Source organism: Flavobacterium johnsoniae (genome assembly GCF_001879205.1).
Taxonomy (GTDB): Bacteria; Bacteroidota; Bacteroidia; order Flavobacteriales; family Flavobacteriaceae; genus Flavobacterium; species Flavobacterium johnsoniae_A.
This window is the reverse complement of record NZ_MLFK01000005.1, coordinates 177,558-197,046: the sequence shown is the minus strand read 5'-3', so window position 1 is coordinate 197,046 and position 19,489 is coordinate 177,558. Positions and strand designations below refer to the sequence as shown.

The 19,489-nt window shown below is 33.6% G+C and carries 18 protein-coding genes; 10 read left to right on the top strand and 8 right to left on the bottom strand.

The window, feature by feature from the left end:
- The first annotated feature begins 92 nt into the window (after positions 1 to 92).
- The 6 genes from mnmG (at position 93) to BKM63_RS06035 (ending at position 8,026) form a co-directional block, all read left to right on the top strand.
- On the top strand, positions 93 to 1,964 hold the full coding sequence (gene mnmG, locus BKM63_RS06060; protein WP_071635738.1) for a tRNA uridine-5-carboxymethylaminomethyl(34) synthesis enzyme MnmG: 1,872 nt from the start codon (positions 93 to 95) through the stop codon (positions 1,962 to 1,964).
- Positions 1,965 to 2,173: 209 nt separating this feature from the next.
- Positions 2,174 to 2,635: an N-acetyltransferase gene (locus BKM63_RS06055; RefSeq protein ID WP_071635737.1), complete on the top strand. Its 462-nt coding sequence runs from the start codon at positions 2,174 to 2,176 to the stop codon at positions 2,633 to 2,635.
- 94 nt (positions 2,636 to 2,729) lie between these two features.
- The gene (locus tag BKM63_RS06050; RefSeq protein WP_071635736.1) at positions 2,730 to 3,578 is read left to right on the top strand and encodes a class I SAM-dependent methyltransferase; all 849 of its coding nucleotides are present in this window, start codon (positions 2,730 to 2,732) and stop codon (positions 3,576 to 3,578) included.
- Between the two features lie 633 nt (positions 3,579 to 4,211).
- On the top strand, positions 4,212 to 4,787 hold the full coding sequence (locus tag BKM63_RS06045) for an OmpH family outer membrane protein (protein WP_071635735.1): 576 nt from the start codon (positions 4,212 to 4,214) through the stop codon (positions 4,785 to 4,787).
- A gap of 105 nt (positions 4,788 to 4,892) precedes the next feature.
- A complete protein-coding gene (locus BKM63_RS06040) occupies positions 4,893 to 7,172 on the top strand; it encodes a helix-turn-helix domain-containing protein (RefSeq protein ID WP_071635734.1) in 2,280 nt (759 codons plus the stop codon).
- A gap of 95 nt (positions 7,173 to 7,267) precedes the next feature.
- Positions 7,268 to 8,026 (top strand): hypothetical protein, encoded by a 759-nt coding sequence (locus BKM63_RS06035; protein ID WP_083572203.1) that lies wholly within the window; start codon positions 7,268 to 7,270, stop codon positions 8,024 to 8,026.
- Positions 8,027 to 8,061: 35 nt separating this feature from the next.
- Here the strand turns inward: BKM63_RS06035 and BKM63_RS06030 are convergent, their stop codons facing one another.
- Both BKM63_RS06030 and BKM63_RS06025 read right to left on the bottom strand, forming a co-directional pair.
- Positions 8,062 to 8,511, bottom strand: coding sequence for a hypothetical protein (locus tag BKM63_RS06030; protein ID WP_071635732.1), 450 nt, complete (start codon positions 8,509 to 8,511; stop codon positions 8,062 to 8,064).
- Positions 8,512 to 8,635: 124 nt separating this feature from the next.
- Complete coding sequence (locus BKM63_RS06025; RefSeq protein WP_071635731.1) at positions 8,636 to 9,598, bottom strand: SPOR domain-containing protein; 963 nt, start codon at positions 9,596 to 9,598, stop codon at positions 8,636 to 8,638.
- Between the two features lie 238 nt (positions 9,599 to 9,836).
- Between BKM63_RS06025 and dprA the strand changes: the two genes are divergently transcribed.
- Complete coding sequence (gene dprA / locus BKM63_RS06020; RefSeq protein WP_071635730.1) at positions 9,837 to 10,937, top strand: DNA-processing protein DprA; 1,101 nt, start codon at positions 9,837 to 9,839, stop codon at positions 10,935 to 10,937.
- Between the two features lie 24 nt (positions 10,938 to 10,961).
- On the opposite strand, the gene BKM63_RS24035 is transcribed toward dprA, so the two are convergent.
- Both BKM63_RS24035 and trpS read right to left on the bottom strand, forming a co-directional pair.
- Positions 10,962 to 11,087: a hypothetical protein gene (locus BKM63_RS24035; protein ID WP_278248012.1), complete on the bottom strand. Its 126-nt coding sequence runs from the start codon at positions 11,085 to 11,087 to the stop codon at positions 10,962 to 10,964.
- Positions 11,088 to 11,224: 137 nt separating this feature from the next.
- Positions 11,225 to 12,199: a tryptophan--tRNA ligase gene (gene trpS, locus BKM63_RS06015; RefSeq protein WP_071635729.1), complete on the bottom strand. Its 975-nt coding sequence runs from the start codon at positions 12,197 to 12,199 to the stop codon at positions 11,225 to 11,227.
- A gap of 194 nt (positions 12,200 to 12,393) precedes the next feature.
- On the opposite strand from trpS, the gene BKM63_RS06010 reads away from it, so the two are divergent.
- Positions 12,394 to 13,149, top strand: a complete 756-nt coding sequence (locus tag BKM63_RS06010; RefSeq protein ID WP_071635728.1) for a lysophospholipid acyltransferase family protein — start codon at positions 12,394 to 12,396, stop codon at positions 13,147 to 13,149.
- 565 nt (positions 13,150 to 13,714) lie between these two features.
- Here the strand turns inward: BKM63_RS06010 and recA are convergent.
- The 4 genes from recA to BKM63_RS05990 form a co-directional block, all read right to left on the bottom strand.
- A complete protein-coding gene (recA, locus tag BKM63_RS06005; protein WP_053474356.1) occupies positions 13,715 to 14,722 on the bottom strand; it encodes a recombinase RecA in 1,008 nt (335 codons plus the stop codon).
- A 159-nt stretch (positions 14,723 to 14,881) separates the two neighbouring features.
- Positions 14,882 to 15,391 carry an acyl-CoA thioesterase gene (locus BKM63_RS06000; RefSeq protein ID WP_071635727.1) on the bottom strand — a complete coding sequence of 170 codons (510 nt, stop codon included), beginning with the start codon at positions 15,389 to 15,391 and terminating at the stop codon, positions 14,882 to 14,884.
- A 118-nt stretch (positions 15,392 to 15,509) separates the two neighbouring features.
- Positions 15,510 to 15,893, bottom strand: a complete 384-nt coding sequence (locus BKM63_RS05995; protein WP_071635726.1) for a DoxX family membrane protein — start codon at positions 15,891 to 15,893, stop codon at positions 15,510 to 15,512.
- Positions 15,894 to 15,900: 7 nt separating this feature from the next.
- Positions 15,901 to 17,049, bottom strand: coding sequence for an ATP-binding protein (locus BKM63_RS05990; RefSeq protein ID WP_071635725.1), 1,149 nt, complete (start codon positions 17,047 to 17,049; stop codon positions 15,901 to 15,903).
- Between the two features lie 435 nt (positions 17,050 to 17,484).
- Here BKM63_RS05990 and BKM63_RS05985 point away from each other — a divergent pair, with 435 nt between their 5' ends.
- Both BKM63_RS05985 and BKM63_RS05980 read left to right on the top strand, forming a co-directional pair.
- On the top strand, positions 17,485 to 17,937 hold the full coding sequence (locus BKM63_RS05985; RefSeq protein ID WP_071635724.1) for a hypothetical protein: 453 nt from the start codon (positions 17,485 to 17,487) through the stop codon (positions 17,935 to 17,937).
- 198 nt (positions 17,938 to 18,135) lie between these two features.
- On the top strand, positions 18,136 to 19,428 hold the full coding sequence (locus BKM63_RS05980; protein ID WP_071635723.1) for a hypothetical protein: 1,293 nt from the start codon (positions 18,136 to 18,138) through the stop codon (positions 19,426 to 19,428).
- Positions 19,429 to 19,489: the final 61 nt, after the last annotated feature.

Sequence of the window (19,489 nt, the reverse complement as noted above, 5' to 3'; positions counted from 1 at the left end):
GCATGTTAGTGTAGTTCCACGTGGAACAAAAAGAAAAGAAAATTTAATTCTGAGAACTGCCCTAAACGGTTTGCAGAGAATAATAAAACAAAATGTTTTTAGAAGAGTATGATGTTATTGTAGTTGGTGCCGGTCATGCTGGATCTGAAGCCGCGGCAGCGGCCGCAAATTTAGGATCTAAAACTTTATTGGTTACAATGAGTTTGCAGAACATAGCCCAGATGTCTTGCAACCCTGCAATGGGAGGAATTGCAAAAGGACAAATTGTTCGTGAGATCGATGCGCTTGGAGGATACTCCGGGATTGTTTCGGATCGAACCGCAATTCAATTTAAGATGTTGAACAAATCAAAAGGACCTGCAATGTGGTCGCCGAGAGTTCAAAGTGATCGAATGCGTTTTGCGGAAGAATGGAGAATGATGCTGGAGGGAACTCCAAATTTAGATTTTTACCAGGAAATGGTAAAAGGGCTGATTATCGAGAACGGAAAAATTAAAGGGATTAGAACTTCGCTTGGTGTTGAAATTCGGTCAAAGTCGGTTGTGTTGACAAACGGAACTTTTTTGAATGGTTTGATTCATATTGGAGAAAAACAATTTGGAGGAGGAAGAGCAGGAGAAAGTGCTGCAACCGGAATTACCGAAGATTTGATTAAAGCAGGATTTGAAGCGGGAAGAATGAAAACAGGAACGCCACCAAGAGTTGATGGTCGTTCTTTGGATTATTCTAAAATGAACGAAGAAAAAGGAGATGCAGTTCCGGATAAGTTTTCTTATTCGGATTTAACGGTTCCTTTAACGCATCAAAGGTCTTGTCACATGACATACACTTCGCTCGAGGTTCATGATATTTTGAGAGAAGGTTTTGATCGTTCGCCAATGTTTAATGGAAGAATTAAAAGTTTAGGTCCGAGATATTGCCCTTCGATCGAAGATAAAATTAATCGTTTTGCTGATAAAGAACGTCACCAGCTTTTTGTTGAACCGGAAGGGTGGAATACTTGCGAAGTTTATGTAAACGGATTTTCAACTTCGCTTCCGGAGGATATTCAGTTTAAAGCTTTGAGTTCTGTTGCCGGTTTTGAGAAAGTGAAATTCTTCCGTCCGGGTTACGCGATCGAATATGATTATTTCCCGCCGACGCAATTAAAACATACTTTGGAAACAAAGCTTGTTGAAGGTTTATATTTTGCCGGACAAATTAATGGAACAACGGGATATGAAGAAGCAGCTTCGCAAGGTTTGATGGCTGGAATAAATGCACATTTAAAAGTGCACGAAAAAGCGCCGTTAATCTTAAAACGTGATGAAGCTTATATTGGAGTTTTGATCGACGACTTAATTACGAAAGGAACAGAAGAGCCTTATCGAATGTTTACATCAAGAGCAGAATATAGAACATTGTTGCGACAAGATAATGCTGATTTCAGATTGACTCCAATGTCATACGAAATTGGTCTTGCTTCTGAAAAACGTTTACGCCGAATGGAGCAAAAATTAAACGAGTCTGAAAAGATGGTTGCATTTTTTAAAGAAACAAGTGTTTCGGTTGCAGAAACGAATCCAATTTTAGAAGCGAAAGAAACCGCTCCAATTACACAAGGCGATAAAATGTTTAAAGTTTTCTCTCGTCCACAAATTGATTTAGAGGATATGCTGAAATTTGAAAAAGTGAAAGCGTATGTTGAAGAAAATAGTTTAGATAAAGAAATTTTAGAGCAGGCCGAAATTCAGGTAAAATATTCTGGTTATATCGAAAAGGAAAGAAACAACGCTGATAAGCTAACTCGTTTGGAAGAAGTGAAAATTCCGGAGAATTTCGATTATAATAAAATTAAATCCATGTCGATTGAAGCCAAACAAAAACTGAGTAAAATTCGACCAGTTACAATTTCGCAGGCATCAAGAATCAGCGGTGTGTCTCCAAGTGATATTTCCGTGCTTTTGATTTATATGGGAAGGTAAATAAGTTTTCAGTCTCAGTTTTTAGTTTTCAGTTTTTTGTAACTGAGACTGAAAACTGAGACTGAAAACTACAAATGTTCCACGTGAAACTTAAAACTTGAAACAAAATAATTATGTTCCACGTGAAACTATTTTGAAAATAGAAAAGTATTATAGATATTTTTGACATAGTTTGTCATTCCGAGGAACGACGATCTCCATTGCTAATCATGATTATTGAAAAAGAGATTTTATCGATAGAAGAAAAAGAAGTTTTACGTGAGCTTTGGAATAATGAATATCCAGAGCGATTACATTTGAATACTATTGAAGATTTTGATTTATATTTAAATGGACTATTGAATACAAAACATTATTTGCTGTTTGATGATTTGAATAAAATCATTGGATTGACATTTACTTTTTTAAGAGAAAAAGAAAATTGGTTTGCTATAATTTTAGATCATCAAATTCAGGGAAAAGGAAATGGCTCACTTTTGATCAATGAACTTAAAAAGAAAAATAAAAGTTTGAATGGCTGGGTTATTGATCAGGAAAACGAATTAAAACAAAACAACGAATTTTATAAATCTCCAATGCCATTTTATATTAAAAATGGATTTTCAATTTTGACAGAAACAAGAATTGAAAATGAAAAAATGTCGGCTGTAAAAATAAATTGGAAAAGCTAAAAAAAATATAAGTACTAAAAAACTAACCCAAAAACTGAATTTTCAGTTTTTGGGTTTGCTATAAAAATTAAACCAAAATACCTATAATTAAAAAATGGACGTTTTAAATAAAAAACATTTTCTTACTGTAAAAGACCATTCTGTTTCAAAAGAAATTTTCGATTTGTATTATGATGAAAATCTGGATATGCTGATCACTTCTCCGCAGCCAGATTTAGAAAATTTAGGAAGATATTACGAAAGTGAAGATTATATTTCGCACACAGATAACAAACGTTCTGTTTTTGAAAAAGCTTATCATTTTGTCAAAAGTATTGCCTTAAAAAATAAGCTGAATTTAATTAATTCAGAACAATCACAAAAAGGAAAAATTTTAGACATCGGTGCAGGAACCGGTGATTTTTTATTGACGGCAAAAAATGATGGTTGGGAAACAATTGGAGTAGAACCAAGCGACCGCGCAAAAAATATTGCAAAGCAAAAAGGAATTCCGTTTGTAGAAGAAATCAGCCAGCTTGAAAATAATTCTTTTGACGTAATTACGATGTGGCACGTTTTAGAACACGTTCCAAATTTAGAACTGCAAATTCAGGAATTGAAACGATTATTAAAACCAACTGGAACTTTAATTGTTGCGGTTCCAAATTTTAAATCATACGATGCAAAATACTATAAAGAATTTTGGGCAGCTTTTGATGTGCCAATTCATTTTTGGCATTTCTCAAAAAAAGCCATTCAATCGCTTTTTGAAAAAGTCGATATGAAACTTGAAAAAGTTTTGCCAATGAAATTTGATTCATTTTATGTGAGTCTTTTGTCTGAAAAATATAAAACTGGAAAAATGAATTTTATTCGTGCTTTTTTCATTGGTTTACGTTCCAATTTAAAAGCATCGAGTACAAAAGAGTATTCGTCGCACATTTACGTCTTAAAAAACAGCTAAAACGTAAAATAAGCCCGTTTAAAGCGTTTTCTGATATAAAATGAGGGTTTGTGTTGTCTTTTTTTAGAAAAGGCTTTAAATAAAGGCTGTGAAAGCCACTTTTGATAGCGATATTTTATTATAAAATCTTGCTTCATAAATAAAAACAATACCATAAAAACAGCCTGATTTTTCGAAATTTTGTGCTGTTTTTTTGTGCTTTCAATTTTTTCTATACGCGAAAAAAATGGAGGAAATTTTATTTTATCTTATTGAATTTATTTTTGCCATTTTTTGAAAATGATGCCGACTGGATTTTTATTTCAATTTGAGTTTTTAAGTCCATTTTTATCGTTTCGATTACAAAGATGTATTTGCTGTATATTTAAGCTTTAAAAAACAGCTAAAACCTAAAATAAGCGCATTTAAAGTATTTTCTGAGGTAAATCGGGGGTTAGTGTCGTCTTTTTATAGAAGAGGTCTTAAATAAAAGCTATTAAAGCCGTTTTTAATAGCGATATTTTATGATAAAAATTTGATCAATAAATAAAACTAATATCATAAAATTAGGGCATTTTTTAAACTTTATGTCGATGCTATTTATTTTTTTATATTTTTGTCTTTCATACAATAAAAAAAATAGAAATTTAGAAAATGAAAAAAGCATTAGTAATTATCGCACTTTCAATTTTGGTTGTTTCGTGTAATAAAGCAACAGAAGTTAAGGAAGTAAAAACAGCTTACGTAGATACTTCAGTTTTAATGAAAGAGTACACTGAAGCAAAAGACCTTGAAGCTAAATACAAAGCTCAAGCGGAAGAAAAAGGAAGACAACTGCAAGCTGAAATTACTCGTTTTAAACAAGACGCTGCTAATTTTCAAAGTCAGGCACAAGCAAATGGTCAAGCTTGGGCGCAACAAAGAGGAGCTGAATTACAAAAAAGAGAGCAGCAATTAGGTTATGCTCAACAAGCATTATCACAACAATTACAGCAAGAAAGCGGTGTTGAAATGGATTCTCTTGTAAGCGGAGTTAAAAAATTCATTAAAGATTACGGGAAGAAAAATGGTTATTCTTATATCTACGGAACTGGTGATGCTGCAACAGTATTGTATGCTGAAGATAAGTATGATATTACAAAAGAAATAGTTAAAGCTTTGAATGATAAATACAAAGCAACTCCAAAAGCAGAAGATAAACCAGCCGCAAAAGAAGAGGCTAAAAAATAATAAACTGCCAAACTAACTAAACTAAATGAAAAACCTAAATCTCTTACAGATTTAGGTTTTTTTCTTTTATAAAAGTCCGATATTTGGGCCTTTAATACCTGCCGAATGCAAAACGTTACAGAAGCTGCAGCTTATACATTACAATTCATAAATCAAACGCAAAAATCAATCTTCCTGACAGGTAAAGCCGGTACAGGAAAAACAACTTTATTGCGTAAAATCATTGAAACTACGCATAAAAATACTGTTGTTGTAGCTCCAACCGGAATTGCGGCACTAAATGCAGGTGGTGTAACGATTCATTCGATGTTTCAGCTGCCCTTTTCGGCTTTTTTGCCCACTTATGAAGAGAGTTCGCAGTTTACAGAAACAGTAAAATTCGAAAATAAAGAATCACTTCGAAGGCATTTTAAAATGAATAATGTGAAGCGTAATGTAATCCGCAATATGGAATTGCTGATTATAGACGAGGTCAGTATGCTTCGAGCTGATCTGCTGGATGCTATAGATTTTATGATGCAGACAGTACGCAGAAACACAAAAGCCTTTGGAGGTGTTCAGGTGCTTTTTATCGGCGATTTACTGCAATTACCTCCTGTTATTCGGGATGAAGAATGGCGGACATTGCGAAATTATTACAAAGGAAAATTCTTTTTCCATTCGCATGTAATGCAGCACAATCCGCCTTTATATATCGAATTATCTAAGATTTATCGCCAAAGCGATGACGTTTTTATTTCTGTTTTGAACAATCTTCGAAACAACCAAATCACTAAAGAAGATATTGAGGTTTTAAACCAATATGTACAACCCGATTTTGACTTAAAAAACAACCCGGGTTTTATTACATTGACCACTCATAATGCAAAAGCAGATGCTATAAACGAACAGGCAATAGGTGATCTTCCTGGTAATGAGCATTCTTTTCAGCCTTTTGTTGTGGGAGATTTTCCGGAGAAAATTTTTCCGGTTGAAGAAAATCTAAAGCTCAAAGTGGGCGCTCAGGTTATGTTTGTAAAGAACGATTTGTCTTTTGAAAAGAGATATTTCAACGGAAAAATGGGCGTGATAAAATCCCTTTCTCCCGAGGAAATTTTTGTTCATTTTCCTGAAGAAAACAAAACGATCGAAGTTGAAAAATACGAATGGAAAAACATTCGTTACAAAGTAAACGAACTGACAAAAGAGATTGAAGAAGAGGTTCTGGGCACTTTTGCGCATTATCCGCTAAAACTGGCCTGGGCCATTACGGTTCATAAAAGTCAGGGATTAACTTTTGAGAAAGCAGCGCTTGATGTATCGCAGGTTTTTCTGCCCGGGCAGGCCTATGTAGCATTATCGCGTTTAACTTCCTTAAAAGGCCTTATTTTGCTTTCTCAGATACAAATGAATGGTCTTTCGAACGATCAGGATGTAATGGACTACGCTTTGAACAAAGCAACCGAAGAAGTCTTAAAAAATTCGCTTCATTTCGAAACCAAGATTTTTATTCATAACTATTTGATTAATAGCTTTAACTGGACTGATTTGGTACAAGAATGGCGCAATCATCGATTTAGTTACAATGAAAATGCAGCCAGTTCTGAAAAATCAAAGCATGCGGTATGGGCACATAAACGATTAGAAATTATTGATGGTCTTGCAGATCCGGCACAGAAATTCGTTCAGCAGCTGAATAAAATTTTTAACAAAGAAACCGTTGACATGTATTTTGTTCAGGAAAGGGTAGTGGCTGCCTATGATTATTTCTTTAAACCAATGGACAAACTGGTTACGGATCTTTTGAATAAAATGGCTGAAATTCAGAAATTTAAAAAAGTAAAGGAATTCTACGAAGAACTGGCTTTTCTGGATGATCTTCAAACGAAAGCAGTTTTGCGTTTAATGAAAGCCAAACTGCTGATTGAGATTGTCGTTTCCCGTGAAACAATTTCAAAGGAAAAATTAACTTCTCCGGCTATTAAAAATTACAAAACGGATAAGATTTCCAAAATCAGAGATGAGCATAAAATGACTAATACAGACATGTTTCAGGTTGATGAGCCTGTTACACGTTATACGGCCAAAAAAGTTGATAAAACAGAACAAAAAGGCGAAAAAAAGACCACTATAGAAGAAACGCACGAATTGTGGCTTGCTAAAAATTCTATTGAAGATATCGCACGACTCAGGAAACTTACCGTTCAAACTGTGGAAACGCATTTAATAAAACTAATTCAGGCTAAGAAAGTTGATATTTCAGATGTCCTTCCATACGACAAAATACTTGCGCTTCGGGATGCTTTCCAGTTTTATCAGGAAGAATCTCTAAATCCTCTTAAGGAAAAATACGGTGATGAATTTACATGGGACGAACTTAAAATGTTCAAAGCAAGTATTAATTGATTTTAGATTTTGTAACTTAGGTTTAGAATTTGATGACGAAAGCTCAGGTGGAATTTTCGGATTATTATAATAAAACATTATGTAAAATAGAAATTATGAAAAAGCTCATATACATTACATTAGTTATTTTTTCAGTCACAAATGTCTCAGGGCAGGAACTAAAAAAAGAACACCAAAAATTCATTCAAACCTTTATCGATAACGTAAAAGACGATAAGAAAGAAGAAATTGCAAAGATCATTTCTTATCCGTTGAACAGAGAAAATCCTATTCCTTCAATCAAGAACAAAGCGGAATTTATAAAGCGATATTCTGAAATTTTTGATGCTGCTTTGAAGAAAGAAATAATATCGTCAAAACCCGCTAAAGACTGGTCAGAAGTTGGCTGGCGCGGTATTATGCTGAATAACGGAACGATTTGGTTTGATACTGACGGAAAATTGAAAACGATAAACTATCAGTCTGGATATGAAAGGGAATTGAAAGACAGACTAATCTCGGGTCAAAAGAAAAACCTGCATTCCAGTATAGCCAGTTTTAAAAAACCGTTGTATGTTTTGGAAACATCTAAGTTTCGAATTCGAATTGACGATTTAGGAAATGAGAATTACCGCTATGCTTCCTGGGCTATTAAAAAGCCAATGAGTGAAAAACCGGATTTGATTATTTCTAACGGAAAATGGAGTGCGGAGGGAAGCGGAGGAAACAGTAAATTTGATTTTAAAAAAGGCGCTTATCTTTACGAATGTTACATCATGGTTTTGGGTCCATCAAATTCTCCGCCTGCCACTTTAACAATATACCAGAACGAGAAAGAGATTCTTTCTCAAAATGCGAAAATTGTTCCACGATAAACAAAAAGCCAATTCAATACGAATTGGCTTTGCTATTAATAGGCAGACATAGCGTTTTCAAGTTCTTTTTGCTGCGTTATTTGCTTTAATTTTAATTTTTGAATCTGGAGTTCGTTTTCTTTAGTTTTAATCCTCTGCTTTTGTATTTTTTCATCAGAAAGAGAAGATGACTTAATTTTGCTTTCGATTTTTTGGTTTTCAAGCTCCAGCTTGCTTATTTTCTCTTTTGTAGACTTCAGATTATTTTCAGACTTGATGAGATTTTTCTTTTTTGTATTCTCTTCTTTCTGCTGTTTTTTTAATTCTGAAATTTTATCATCAAGCTTTTTATGATTCTGATCCGAAACCTTTTGGGCTTCTTTTTCGGCTTTTTTTAATTCTAATTCCTGTGCTTTTTGATCTGTTATAATTTGTTGTGCAAAAAAGAATTGCGAGTTCATTATGCATAACAGAACAGCAAATGTTTTTAAAATTTTATTCATCATTTTTATAATTTATTTTAATGACGAAATTATAAGATGAAGAAAATAAAAGTTACCCGAAGAATTTTTAAAAATAACAGAATAAGACAAAAAAAATCCTATTCGTTAGGAATAGGATTTTCAGTTTTTATAAATTTTCGACAAGAATCCAGGCATCTGGATTTTCACCTTTCTGAATTTCTTTTTGCGCTTTTTCAGCTTCTGACATAGTTGCATAGCTTCCATACAAAACAGGGAATAAGCCGTGTTTATTTTCGCCCAGCATTCTGGCATTATAACCATCTTTAATTAATTGGTTATATGCTTTTCTGGCATTTGCTTCGCTTCTAAAAGCTCCAGCCATAATATGATAAGGCATTAATTTTTCGGCAGTTTCTACTTTTGCAGAATCAACAGCCAGTGTTACAGCAGGCATTGGATTTTGAATAACAAATGTTGCCTCCTGAATTTTGTTCTGAACTTTTTTCTGAACATTTCCTTCAACAACAAGTGTTTGTGCTGCGATTTGATTTTGATATAATGGATATCCAATACTTCCCGTAATTCCAAGACCAAGAACAAAAATAGCGGCGTATCTTAAGAAAGAACCAGATGATTTTGGTTCGTCATTTTCATATAATGCAACAGGCTCTCTTTCTGAAATCTGCTCGATTTTTTTATCAAAAATTTCTTTTTTCACCAACGGAGAAACAAAAGGCGCCAATCCAAAAGAAGTGGACAAATAGTTAATCTGTTCGTTTGGTGTAAAAACGATATTATTTTCAGAATTTAAACGCAGATCGCCAATATTTTTTAGACTGATAACACCATTTTCTTCCAGTGTTTGTCTCCAGCTTTGCACTTCAAATGCGATAGCGCTTACAGCAAAACCATATGATGTATTTTCTGCCTGGGCAACATGATTTGCCAGCAGTCCGTCATTGTTTTTCAAACGACTGTTAAAAGAAATCATTTTTTTGGGTGGAAAAAACGAATTAGTGCTTTCATTCAGCTGTGCTGACTGAATTTCGGTTAAAAATGCTCCAAACCCAGGAACCGTTACACACTGATAACGATACAATAACTGCGAGATATATACTTCGATTTTCATAGTAACAAAGTTATGTAATGAATATAGTTATCAAAATTTTATTCACAATTTTTATTAACAATTCTCATTTTTTTATAGACAATTAATTCTCAGTATTTTAATAATTGCCTTATTAGTTTTTATAAAACAAGACAAGTTTAAAATGTAATATTTATTAAGAAATTACTTTATTTTAACCATATTTGCACTAATAATTTAATAGAGTTTCTAATTCTATTTTACATAATATTTTTGCAAAATGTCAGATCAGGAATTATTTTATTTATTAGCCTTAATGAAAGTGGATGGAGTAGGAGATATTATGGCCAAAAAGTTATTGAATTACTGTGGAAATGCAGAAAATGTTTTGAATTCAAAATTGAATCAATTAGCTGGAATAGATGGAGTTGGTTCAGTTTTATTAAAGAATTTAAAAGATAAAATAATTTTTGAGAAGGCAGATCAAGAGCTCGCTTTTATTAGAAAAAACAATATAGATGTTTCTTTTTTTCAGGATGAAAATTACCCGGATCGCTTAAAACATTGTATAGATTCGCCGGTTTTACTTTTTTCGGGTGGAAATATCGATTTGAAAAACCGAAAAATAATTAGTATTGTAGGCACGAGGCAGATTACTTCGTACGGAACAGAATTCTGCAGGAAACTGATTGAGGATCTGGCTCTTCTTGATCCAGTAATTGTAAGCGGTTTTGCATACGGAGTTGATATAGTGGCGCATCAGTTTGCAATGGAATACAATTTACAGACTATTGGAGTTTTGGCACACGGATTAAACCAGATTTATCCGCGAGTGCACAAAAAATATATGGCGAAAATGGAAGAAAACGGCGGTTTTATTACAGAATTTTGGAGTTCTGCAAGTCCTGACAAAGAAAACTTTGTTCGCCGTAACCGAATTGTTGCCGGAATCAGTGAAGCTACAATTGTAATTGAATCGGCTGATAAAGGCGGATCACTCATCACGGCCAATTTAGCTAACGATTATAATCGTGATGTTTTTGCTGTTCCTGGAAGGGTAACAGATAGGTATAGTCAGGGTTGTAATGATCTGATTAAAACCCAAAAAGCAAATGTGCTTACCTGTGCAGCAGATTTGATTTATGTGTTGAATTGGGATATTGAAAAGAAACCTCAAGCCATTCAAAAACAACTGTTTATTGATCTTGATCCTTATGAACAGAAAATTTATGATTTTCTTTTAAAGAATGGTAAAGAATTACTTGATATTATTGCTTTAGAATGTAATTTACCCATTTTTAGAATTTCCGGCACGTTGGTAAATATGGAGCTGAAAGGCATTATAAGGCCTTTGCCCGGCAAAATGTTTGAAGCTGTTTAAGAGAATAAAAGCTTATTTTAAACTTTAGTTTTTCTTTCTAAAGTGCTTAAATAATCGATATAAAATGTAGATGGCCAAAAGTCCAAAAAGTATATTTAGAACTTGAAACAGATAAGGCGGAATGTCGTAATCTTCAATATATTTGTTCATTATTTTTTAATTTAAAATTTATAAACATTTCATTATTATGAATTTACAAATTTAAAATGAGTTGAGATCTTTTTTTGAATAAAAAAAACCTCCTGTAAAAACAAGAGGTTTATGATAATGAAGAAATTGTAATTTTTTTAATTCTCAAATCCGAGAACATTACGAACCTTGGCCAAAACACCATCAGCAACAACTGAAGCCTTTGCAGCGCCTTTCTTTAATAAAGCATTTACCTCGTCAAGATTGTTCATGTAGTAATTGTATTTTTCTCTTTCTGTTTTAAATTTCTCTGTAATTAATTCAAAAAGAGCTTGTTTTGCGTGGCCATAACCATAATTTCCGCCCAGATAATTCGCTCTCATTTCTGCAATTTGAGCCTCGTTTGCTAATAAAGAATAAATTGCAAAAGCATTACAAGTATCTGGGTTTTTTGGTTCTTCAAGTGGCGTGCTGTCTGTTTCAATACTCATAACCTGTTTGCGAAGCACTTTATCATCAAGGAAAATATTGATAATATTATTGGCTGATTTACTCATTTTTCCACCATTTGTGCCTGGAATCAGCATGCTGTCTTCCTGAATTTTAGCTTCTGGAATTACAAATGTTTCTCCCATTTGATGATTAAAACGTGAAGCTACATCACGCGTAATTTCTAAATGCTGCAATTGGTCTTTTCCAACCGGAACAAACTCTGCATCGTAAAGTAAAATATCGGCAGCCATTAACATCGGATAGGTAAAAAGTCCGGCATTAACATCGTCTAAGCGATCAGCTTTGTCTTTGAAAGAATGGGCCAGAGTTAAACGCTGGAATGGAAAAAAACAGCTTAAATACCAGGTTAATTCTGCAGTTTGAATCACATCAGATTGTCTGTAGAAAGTTACTTTATCAGGATTTAAACCACAGGCAAGCCAAGCAGCGGCAGTGCTGTAAGTGTTTTCTCTTAATGTTTTACCATCTTTAATTTGTGTAATCGAATGTAAATCAGCAATAAACAAAAAAGATTCATTTGCAGGATCATTCGATAATTCAATTGCAGGGATAATTGCTCCCAATAAATTGCCTAAATGCGGTGTTCCAGTACTCTGAACACCAGTAAGTATTTTTGCCATTCTAGTTTTTTTCTTAACTGCGAAGTTCGTGAAGTTTTTTTATAACTGCAAAGTTCGCAAAGTTTTCGTAAAGTCTGCAAAGTTTATTGAACATCTGTGCTATTTCAAAGTTTTATTTATTAGAAAAGGCTAATATTCTAAAAAATCTATGAGTCTGAAATTAAATTCACTTCTGTTTTCTTACATTTGAAACCATGAAAGGATTAAAGATTATTTTTTGGATTATTTGGCGCATTTGGTTCTATATTTTAATGGCGGTTCCAATACTGATTATGCTGCCGTTTTTGCTTATTTCTATCATCTCAGAAAGAGGATATCCCTATTTCTTTAAAATGGCCCGCATTTGGGCTAAATTCATCCTTTTTGGCATGGGTTTCTATTACAAAGTGAAACGAGAACAAAAGCTTATTAAAAATACGAGCTATATGATCGTGGCAAACCATACCTCAATGACAGATATTATGCTGATGCTTGCCATTATTAGAAATCCATTTGTTTTTGTGGGAAAGAAAGAACTGGTGAAAATTCCGTTATTTGGGTTTTTCTACAAGAGAACCTGTATTTTGGTAGACCGAAATTCTTCGAAAAGTAAAAATGAAGTTTTTAAAAGAGCTCAAGACCGGTTAAGTCAAGGTTTAAGCATTTGTATTTTTCCTGAGGGAGGTGTTCCTGATGATGAATCTATTTTACTGGATGAGTTTAAAGACGGTGCTTTTAGACTTGCTATAGAACATCAAATTCCAATTGTACCCATTGTTTTTCCCGATAATAAAGAACGATTTTCTTATACTTTTTTAAGTGGAAGTCCGGGAAAAATGCGTGGAAAAGTTTTGCCTTTTATTGAAACAAGCGGTCTGACATCTGATAACAGAAAAGAGCTTCGGGATACTGTGAGACAATTGATTTATAAAACGTTACTCGAATTTAAAAAGAAAGATTTAAAAGCTTAATTTAAATAATAAACCCGACAATCCCGAAGCCTCGGAATTATCGGGTTTTCTTTTGAACTAAAACCCCTTTTATATTCAAAAAGCTTATCTATGTATTATTTTTTCTGAGATAAATCGTAATACTTTTTTAAATTTTAATTTGGTTTTTTTTCGGTTTTTAATCAACAACACTTCTATTTTCTCTTTCATGGTTAAAATATTATAAGGTTGGTAATAAAGAGTTTAAAAAAAATATAAACTCAAGTTAATATCATACTTTATGAAGAGAGAAGAAAATGTAAAAGGTTGCGTCGAATGATAAAAAAAAACAAAAAAAAGAGATAAAAAAATCCGTTAGTTCAGGAAACTAACGGACTTTTGTCGAATCAACCAACCAAATTTATTCTAAAAACGCCGAAATGGATATTATGGCAATACCAGCAAATCGGGGTGTCTTATAACTAGATGGATTTATTTGAAAAAGGTTGCGTCGTTTTTAATTTTTTTTTGAAAATAAAAAACCCAACAACTTTTAAGCTATTGGGTTTGTATATAAAGTATTGATTTTAAATACTATTATGAGATATTATGCATCTGCTAATTCTTTGATGTGAGCTTTAATTTTCACCTCTAATTCATCAGCTAATTCAGGATTATCTTTAATTAAAGCTTTTACGGCATCACGGCCTTGTCCTAATTTTGTATCTCCGTAGCTAAACCATGATCCGGCTTTTTTAACGATTTCGAATTCAACCGCTAAGTCTAGAATTTCACCTGTTTTAGAAACTCCTTCTCCGTACATAATATCAAATTCGGCAGTTTTAAATGGTGGCGCTACTTTGTTTTTAACGATTTTAACTTTGGTTCTGTTTCCAATTACGTTTTCACCATCTTTAATTTGAGACGAACGACGAATATCTAAACGAACAGATGCATAGAATTTTAATGCGTTACCACCTGTTGTTGTTTCAGGGTTTCCAAACATCACTCCAATTTTTTCACGTAATTGGTTGATGAAGAAAACAGTACAATTTGTTTTACTGATAGTTCCTGTTAGTTTTCTCAAAGCCTGAGACATCAAACGTGCATGAAGACCCATTTTAGAATCTCCCATTTCACCTTCGATCTCACTTTTTGGAGTTAAAGCTGCTACAGAGTCAATTACAACGATGTCTATAGCTCCGGAACGAATTAAGTTTTCGGCAATTTCTAAAGCCTGCTCTCCATTGTCTGGCTGAGAAATAATTAAGTTTTCGATATCAACGCCTAATTTTTCGGCATAATTTCTATCAAAGGCATGTTCTGCATCAATAAACGCTGCAATTCCGCCTGCTTTTTGAGCTTCGGCAATAGCATGTAATGTTAATGTAGTTTTACCAGACGATTCTGGCCCGTATATTTCTATAATTCTTCCTTTTGGATAACCATTTACTCCAAGAGCTAAATCAACACCAAGTGAGCCAGAAGAAATCGTTTCTACCTCTACAATGGCTCTGTCGCCCATTTTCATTACGGTTCCTTTTCCGTAGGTTTTGTCAAGTTTATCAAGCGTTAATTGTAACGCTTTTAATTTGGCTTCTTTGTCTGAACTCATCTTTTCTTTTTGTCTAAAATTGTTATTTTTTCTCTCAAAAAAAATCAAAAAGGCAAACAACTTCCTGATTTTTATTTGTTAGGCTTGTAATTTTGTAAAAATACTTCTTTTTTTTGAAGTTTGACCCTTCCCAATTGTTACAAATTGCTACAATTTTTACTATAAAAATAAAGCCTTTAATTCTGTCGCGTCCGAAGGTTTAATTTTGCCTGCAAGCAGTAAACTCAATTGTTTACGGCGCAATGCAGCTTCAAAGCGCTGTATTTCAAGTTCTGTTTCGGGTACAATTGCCGGAACTTCAACAGGTCTTCCGGTATCATCAACAGCTACAAAAGTGTAAATTGCTTCATTTGCTTTTGTTCTGTTTCCAGATTCGCGGTCTTCAACCCAAACGTCTATAAAAACTTCCATAGAACTTTTGAATGATCTTGAGACTTTTGCTTCAACAGTAACCACACTGCCAAGAGAAATTGCTCTGTTGAAAGCCACATGATTGACAGAGGCCGTAACCACAATTCGGCGCGAATGTCTGCGGGCAGCAATACTTGCCGCGCGATCCATTCTGGCTAATAATTCGCCGCCAAAAAGATTGTTTAAAGGATTAGTTTCGCTTGGTAAAACTAAATCAGTTAATATTGTTAGGGATTCTGAAGGGTGTTTTGGATTCATTTTTTTGATAATAAAATTTTTTTGATGTCAGCTAAACAGACGGTTTTTTTGCCACAGCTTTCACAGCTTAAAATGATTAAAAAATCTGTGTGAATCTGTGAAATTAGTGGCATATTTTTTAATTCAACCAGTAAACTGCCATAACAGCAGGGATAAAATATATAACAATGGTTCTTGCACCATCGTAATCTTTGGCTAATCGTTGTCCGAAAAGCATCATTAACAAACATATACATGAAAATACAGCGCCATAAAAACCATATTCACGACCGCTGTTTGTGAGTAGTTGAATGGCACCCACTACGCACAAAATTCCGGAAATTAGTTCGACAACCAGCAAATGAAAAAGAGCAAGAGGCACTTGATTTTTTAGCGGTGTTTTGGCAAAATGTTCTTTAAGCCAGGCCACATTATCTTTCCAGTAAAAAATCTTCTCATAGCCTGATTGTAAAAAAGTTAAGGCTAAAAAAGCTAGTAATAAAATAGAGGCAGCATTATTCATTTGAGGACTATTTTTTATGAATTAAACGAGTCAGTTTTATAGATAAATCGGTTAAGATTATTTTTGCGTTTCCGTTTCTTTCAATGTGATACATCGCATCTGAAAGTTCTTTGAAAATTTCATGAATGTTATTGCCATTTACAAAAGGGGCAAAATTTTCGAGTTTAAATTTGTCAACTTTTGGCTCTATGTAAACCAAACTTGGTGTTTGATAATTAAGTAAAAGTGCCTGTCTGAACATTTCGATGCAGAATTGAATGAATTTTTTCTGGCTTTCGCGTCCTAGTGCGGCAATTTCTTCACTCCATGAAATTAAATCCTGAATGGCGGCCGCATTTCCTTTTGCTCTGAAAGCCGCACGAACCCAGTTTACAAACCATTGTTCGAAAGGATATTCAGAATCATCTTCTTTTAACAAATGCAGTGCTTTATTAAAATTTCCCTGTGCCTGATGGGCAATTTTTTTAGCGACATTAGCATCAATATTTTCCTGAGAAACCAAAGCATCGGCAATAACTTTTTCCGGCAGTCCGTTAAAGTGAATTACCTGACAGCGAGAACGTATGGTTTGTATGATGTCTTCTTCATTTTCAGAAATCAGAATAAAAATGGTTTTATCTGAAGGTTCTTCGAGTAGTTTTAAAAGTTTGTTTGAAGCGGCGATATTCATTTTATCGGCCATCCAGATAATCATGATTTTATAACCGCCTTCGTATGATTTCAGCGCAAGCGATTTTAGAACTTCCTGTGCATCTTCGACCCTGATTTCGCCCTGTTTGTTTTGAACGCCCAGAATTTTATACCAGTCAAATAATCCGCCGTAAGGCATTTCCTGAATGAAGGTTCTCCAATCCTGAATAAAGTCTAAACTTTTGGGTTTGGTTTTAACATCTTCGGTTGTAACGGTTGGGTAAATAAAATGAAGATCCGGATGCGAAATGTTTTGAAATTTCAAATTGCAGGAATCGTTTCCGTTTTCATTTTCGTTCCCTGTGTTATTGCATAAAATGTACTGGGCATAGGCAATTGCAGTAGATAACGTACCACTTCCTTCGGGTCCGATAAATAATTGCGCATGCGGAATTCGCCCGGAAGAGGCACTTTTTATCAAGTGACTTTTGATGTAATCCTGACCTAAAATTTGTGAAAATTGCATGAAGCAAAGATAGAAGAAAATGATGTAGTCAAAAATTTTCGATTAAAAGATTATCAGCTGCATTTCATTTATGAGATTATGATTGATTTTTGCTAAAAACTTTGCGGGATGTTAACTAACTTTTGTTAATAAATTAGTTGACGCGAGCAGATATCAAGACTTTTTTGTTAATATTTTTTTACTGAAAACGATAAACGTACGGTTTTTTTGGCTATTTATTAATTAAAATGAGTGTCTTTTTATGCGGAATATCTTACGGTTTCTATTTTAACAATTTTAACAAAAACCACGTTAAAACGCACATTTTCTCGACATAACGCTGGTTTTTAAGGTTTTTTTAAGCTTTTTTTTTGAAAAAAAAAATCAATAAAGTTGAATTTAAGTTAATTTCTATATTTTTGTTTTCATCAACAACCAATTATATAATAAGAATTTATGAAAGGGAAAATTATTTTATTTAGTGCATTTTTTATCATGACAACTGCGGCTGTTTCTGCCCAGGCAAAAAACGCTCCAAGAAGTATTATCAGTACAACTGCTCTTATTCGTAAATATCACGATCAAAAAGAATTGAGTGGTATGCAAAAAGGAGAACTTTTGGAATTATACATTGAGCGAATTAAAGTATTAGTAAAAACTCTCCCTTACATTGCGTTGGTTACAAAACCTGGTGTTACGATGGCAGACTTAGGTATTCCAGACGATAACGAGCACAAAAAAGTTTTAGATGCTCAGGCAGTTGGTACATCTACTTTCTTAGATACTACAGTTGAGTTTCAAAGAAAAATGATGCCTTACTCTGATAAAGGAAACCTTATTGCAGCTATTTTATTTTACGAAAACACATTGAAATCATTACACGAGTTCAACGAATTGAACGAAATGTAATATTTTAAAAATATATTTTAAAACCTTTTTTAGAATGTTTGCGTAGATGGATTAAATTTCATTCGAAGACAATTTTACAAAAGAATAAAAAAAACAACTCGTTCTCGCTGTATTCTGAATTTTACTTAGAAAACACGGGAGGAGTTTTTTCATTTACGCATACCCAAATTTATTATTAACCTAATACACACCTTTATCATGAAAAAAATTACTCAAATGATCTGCGTACTTTTGACAGTTACAAGTATGAGTGCTCAACAAGAGAAAGGAATTATGGGCTACACGAACTGGTTAAACAACTGGACTGAATTTAAGCCTAACAAAGTAGAGTATGGAGAAGCAAATCAAATTTTAGCAGGAAACATTTCTGTTAATACTAAATTGCTTAAGAGGAATATTTATGTTTTGCAGGGTAACGTTTATGTTACTAACAATGCAGTTTTAACAATCGAACCGGGAACTTTAATTATTGGTGATTTCGAAACAAAAGGAACATTGGTAGTTACAAAAGGTGCACAGCTAGTTGCAGATGGTTTAGAAACTGACCCAATTGTATTTACTTCAAACCGCAGCCAGAAAAAAGCTGGAGACTGGGGTGGAGTTGTTATTCTTGGAGATGCTCCAATTAACAAATTCGGAAACGTAGGTTCTTACAATATGGATCTTGACCCAACTTTAACTACTTATGGTGGTGATAATGTTGCTTCAAACTCTGGAATTTTAAGATTCGTGAGAATCGAATTTGCCGGTAAAAAAGTAAAAGGTGTTGATACTTTCAACGGTTTAACTTTGGCTGGTGTTGGAAACAAAACAATTCTTGAAAACATTATGGTAAGCTACGCTGGAGGAGATTCTTTTGGTTTCTTAGGCGGAGATGTAAATGCTACAAAATTTGTTTCTTATAAATCAATCAACGACGATTACAAATTTACACAAGGTGTACAATGTCGTTTCTATAATTCATTAGCAGTTAGATCTTCTTACTTCTCAAGTACAAAAGACGGATCTCGATGCATGGAAGTAAAATCGTATGAGAAGAAAAGCGAAACAGATTTTACTAAAAAACAAACTTTAGTTGTTGCAACTAATATTACAATGCTTAATGACAGTGAAAATATCAATGCTGATATTCAGGCAGGTTTAGTAAAAGAGGCTGTTTACGTGGCTGAAAATGCTTCTCTTGAAATGAAAAGAAGTGTGATCTCTGGATTTAACCCTGCAGTATTATTAGACAGCAAAACAGAAATCAATGATGCTAACCTTAAAAAAATCAAATTTGAGGAAATGTATTTCAACTTATGTAAAGGAAATATCTTTACTGAATACAATTCTAACAACGAAGATTTAGAGAGCTGGTATGGTAACAGTGTGTTCTTTAATGTTTACTCTCAAAGCAGCAATAAAGAAACATTCATTGATATGTTCAACCCTAAAAAACCAGATTACAGATTACAATTAGGAAAAATTACAGCTTCTAGCGGCAATAGATAAATAGATTTCGATTTTTATTTCGCGTAAATTTTATTAATAAAGTCCCCAGACACAATTTATG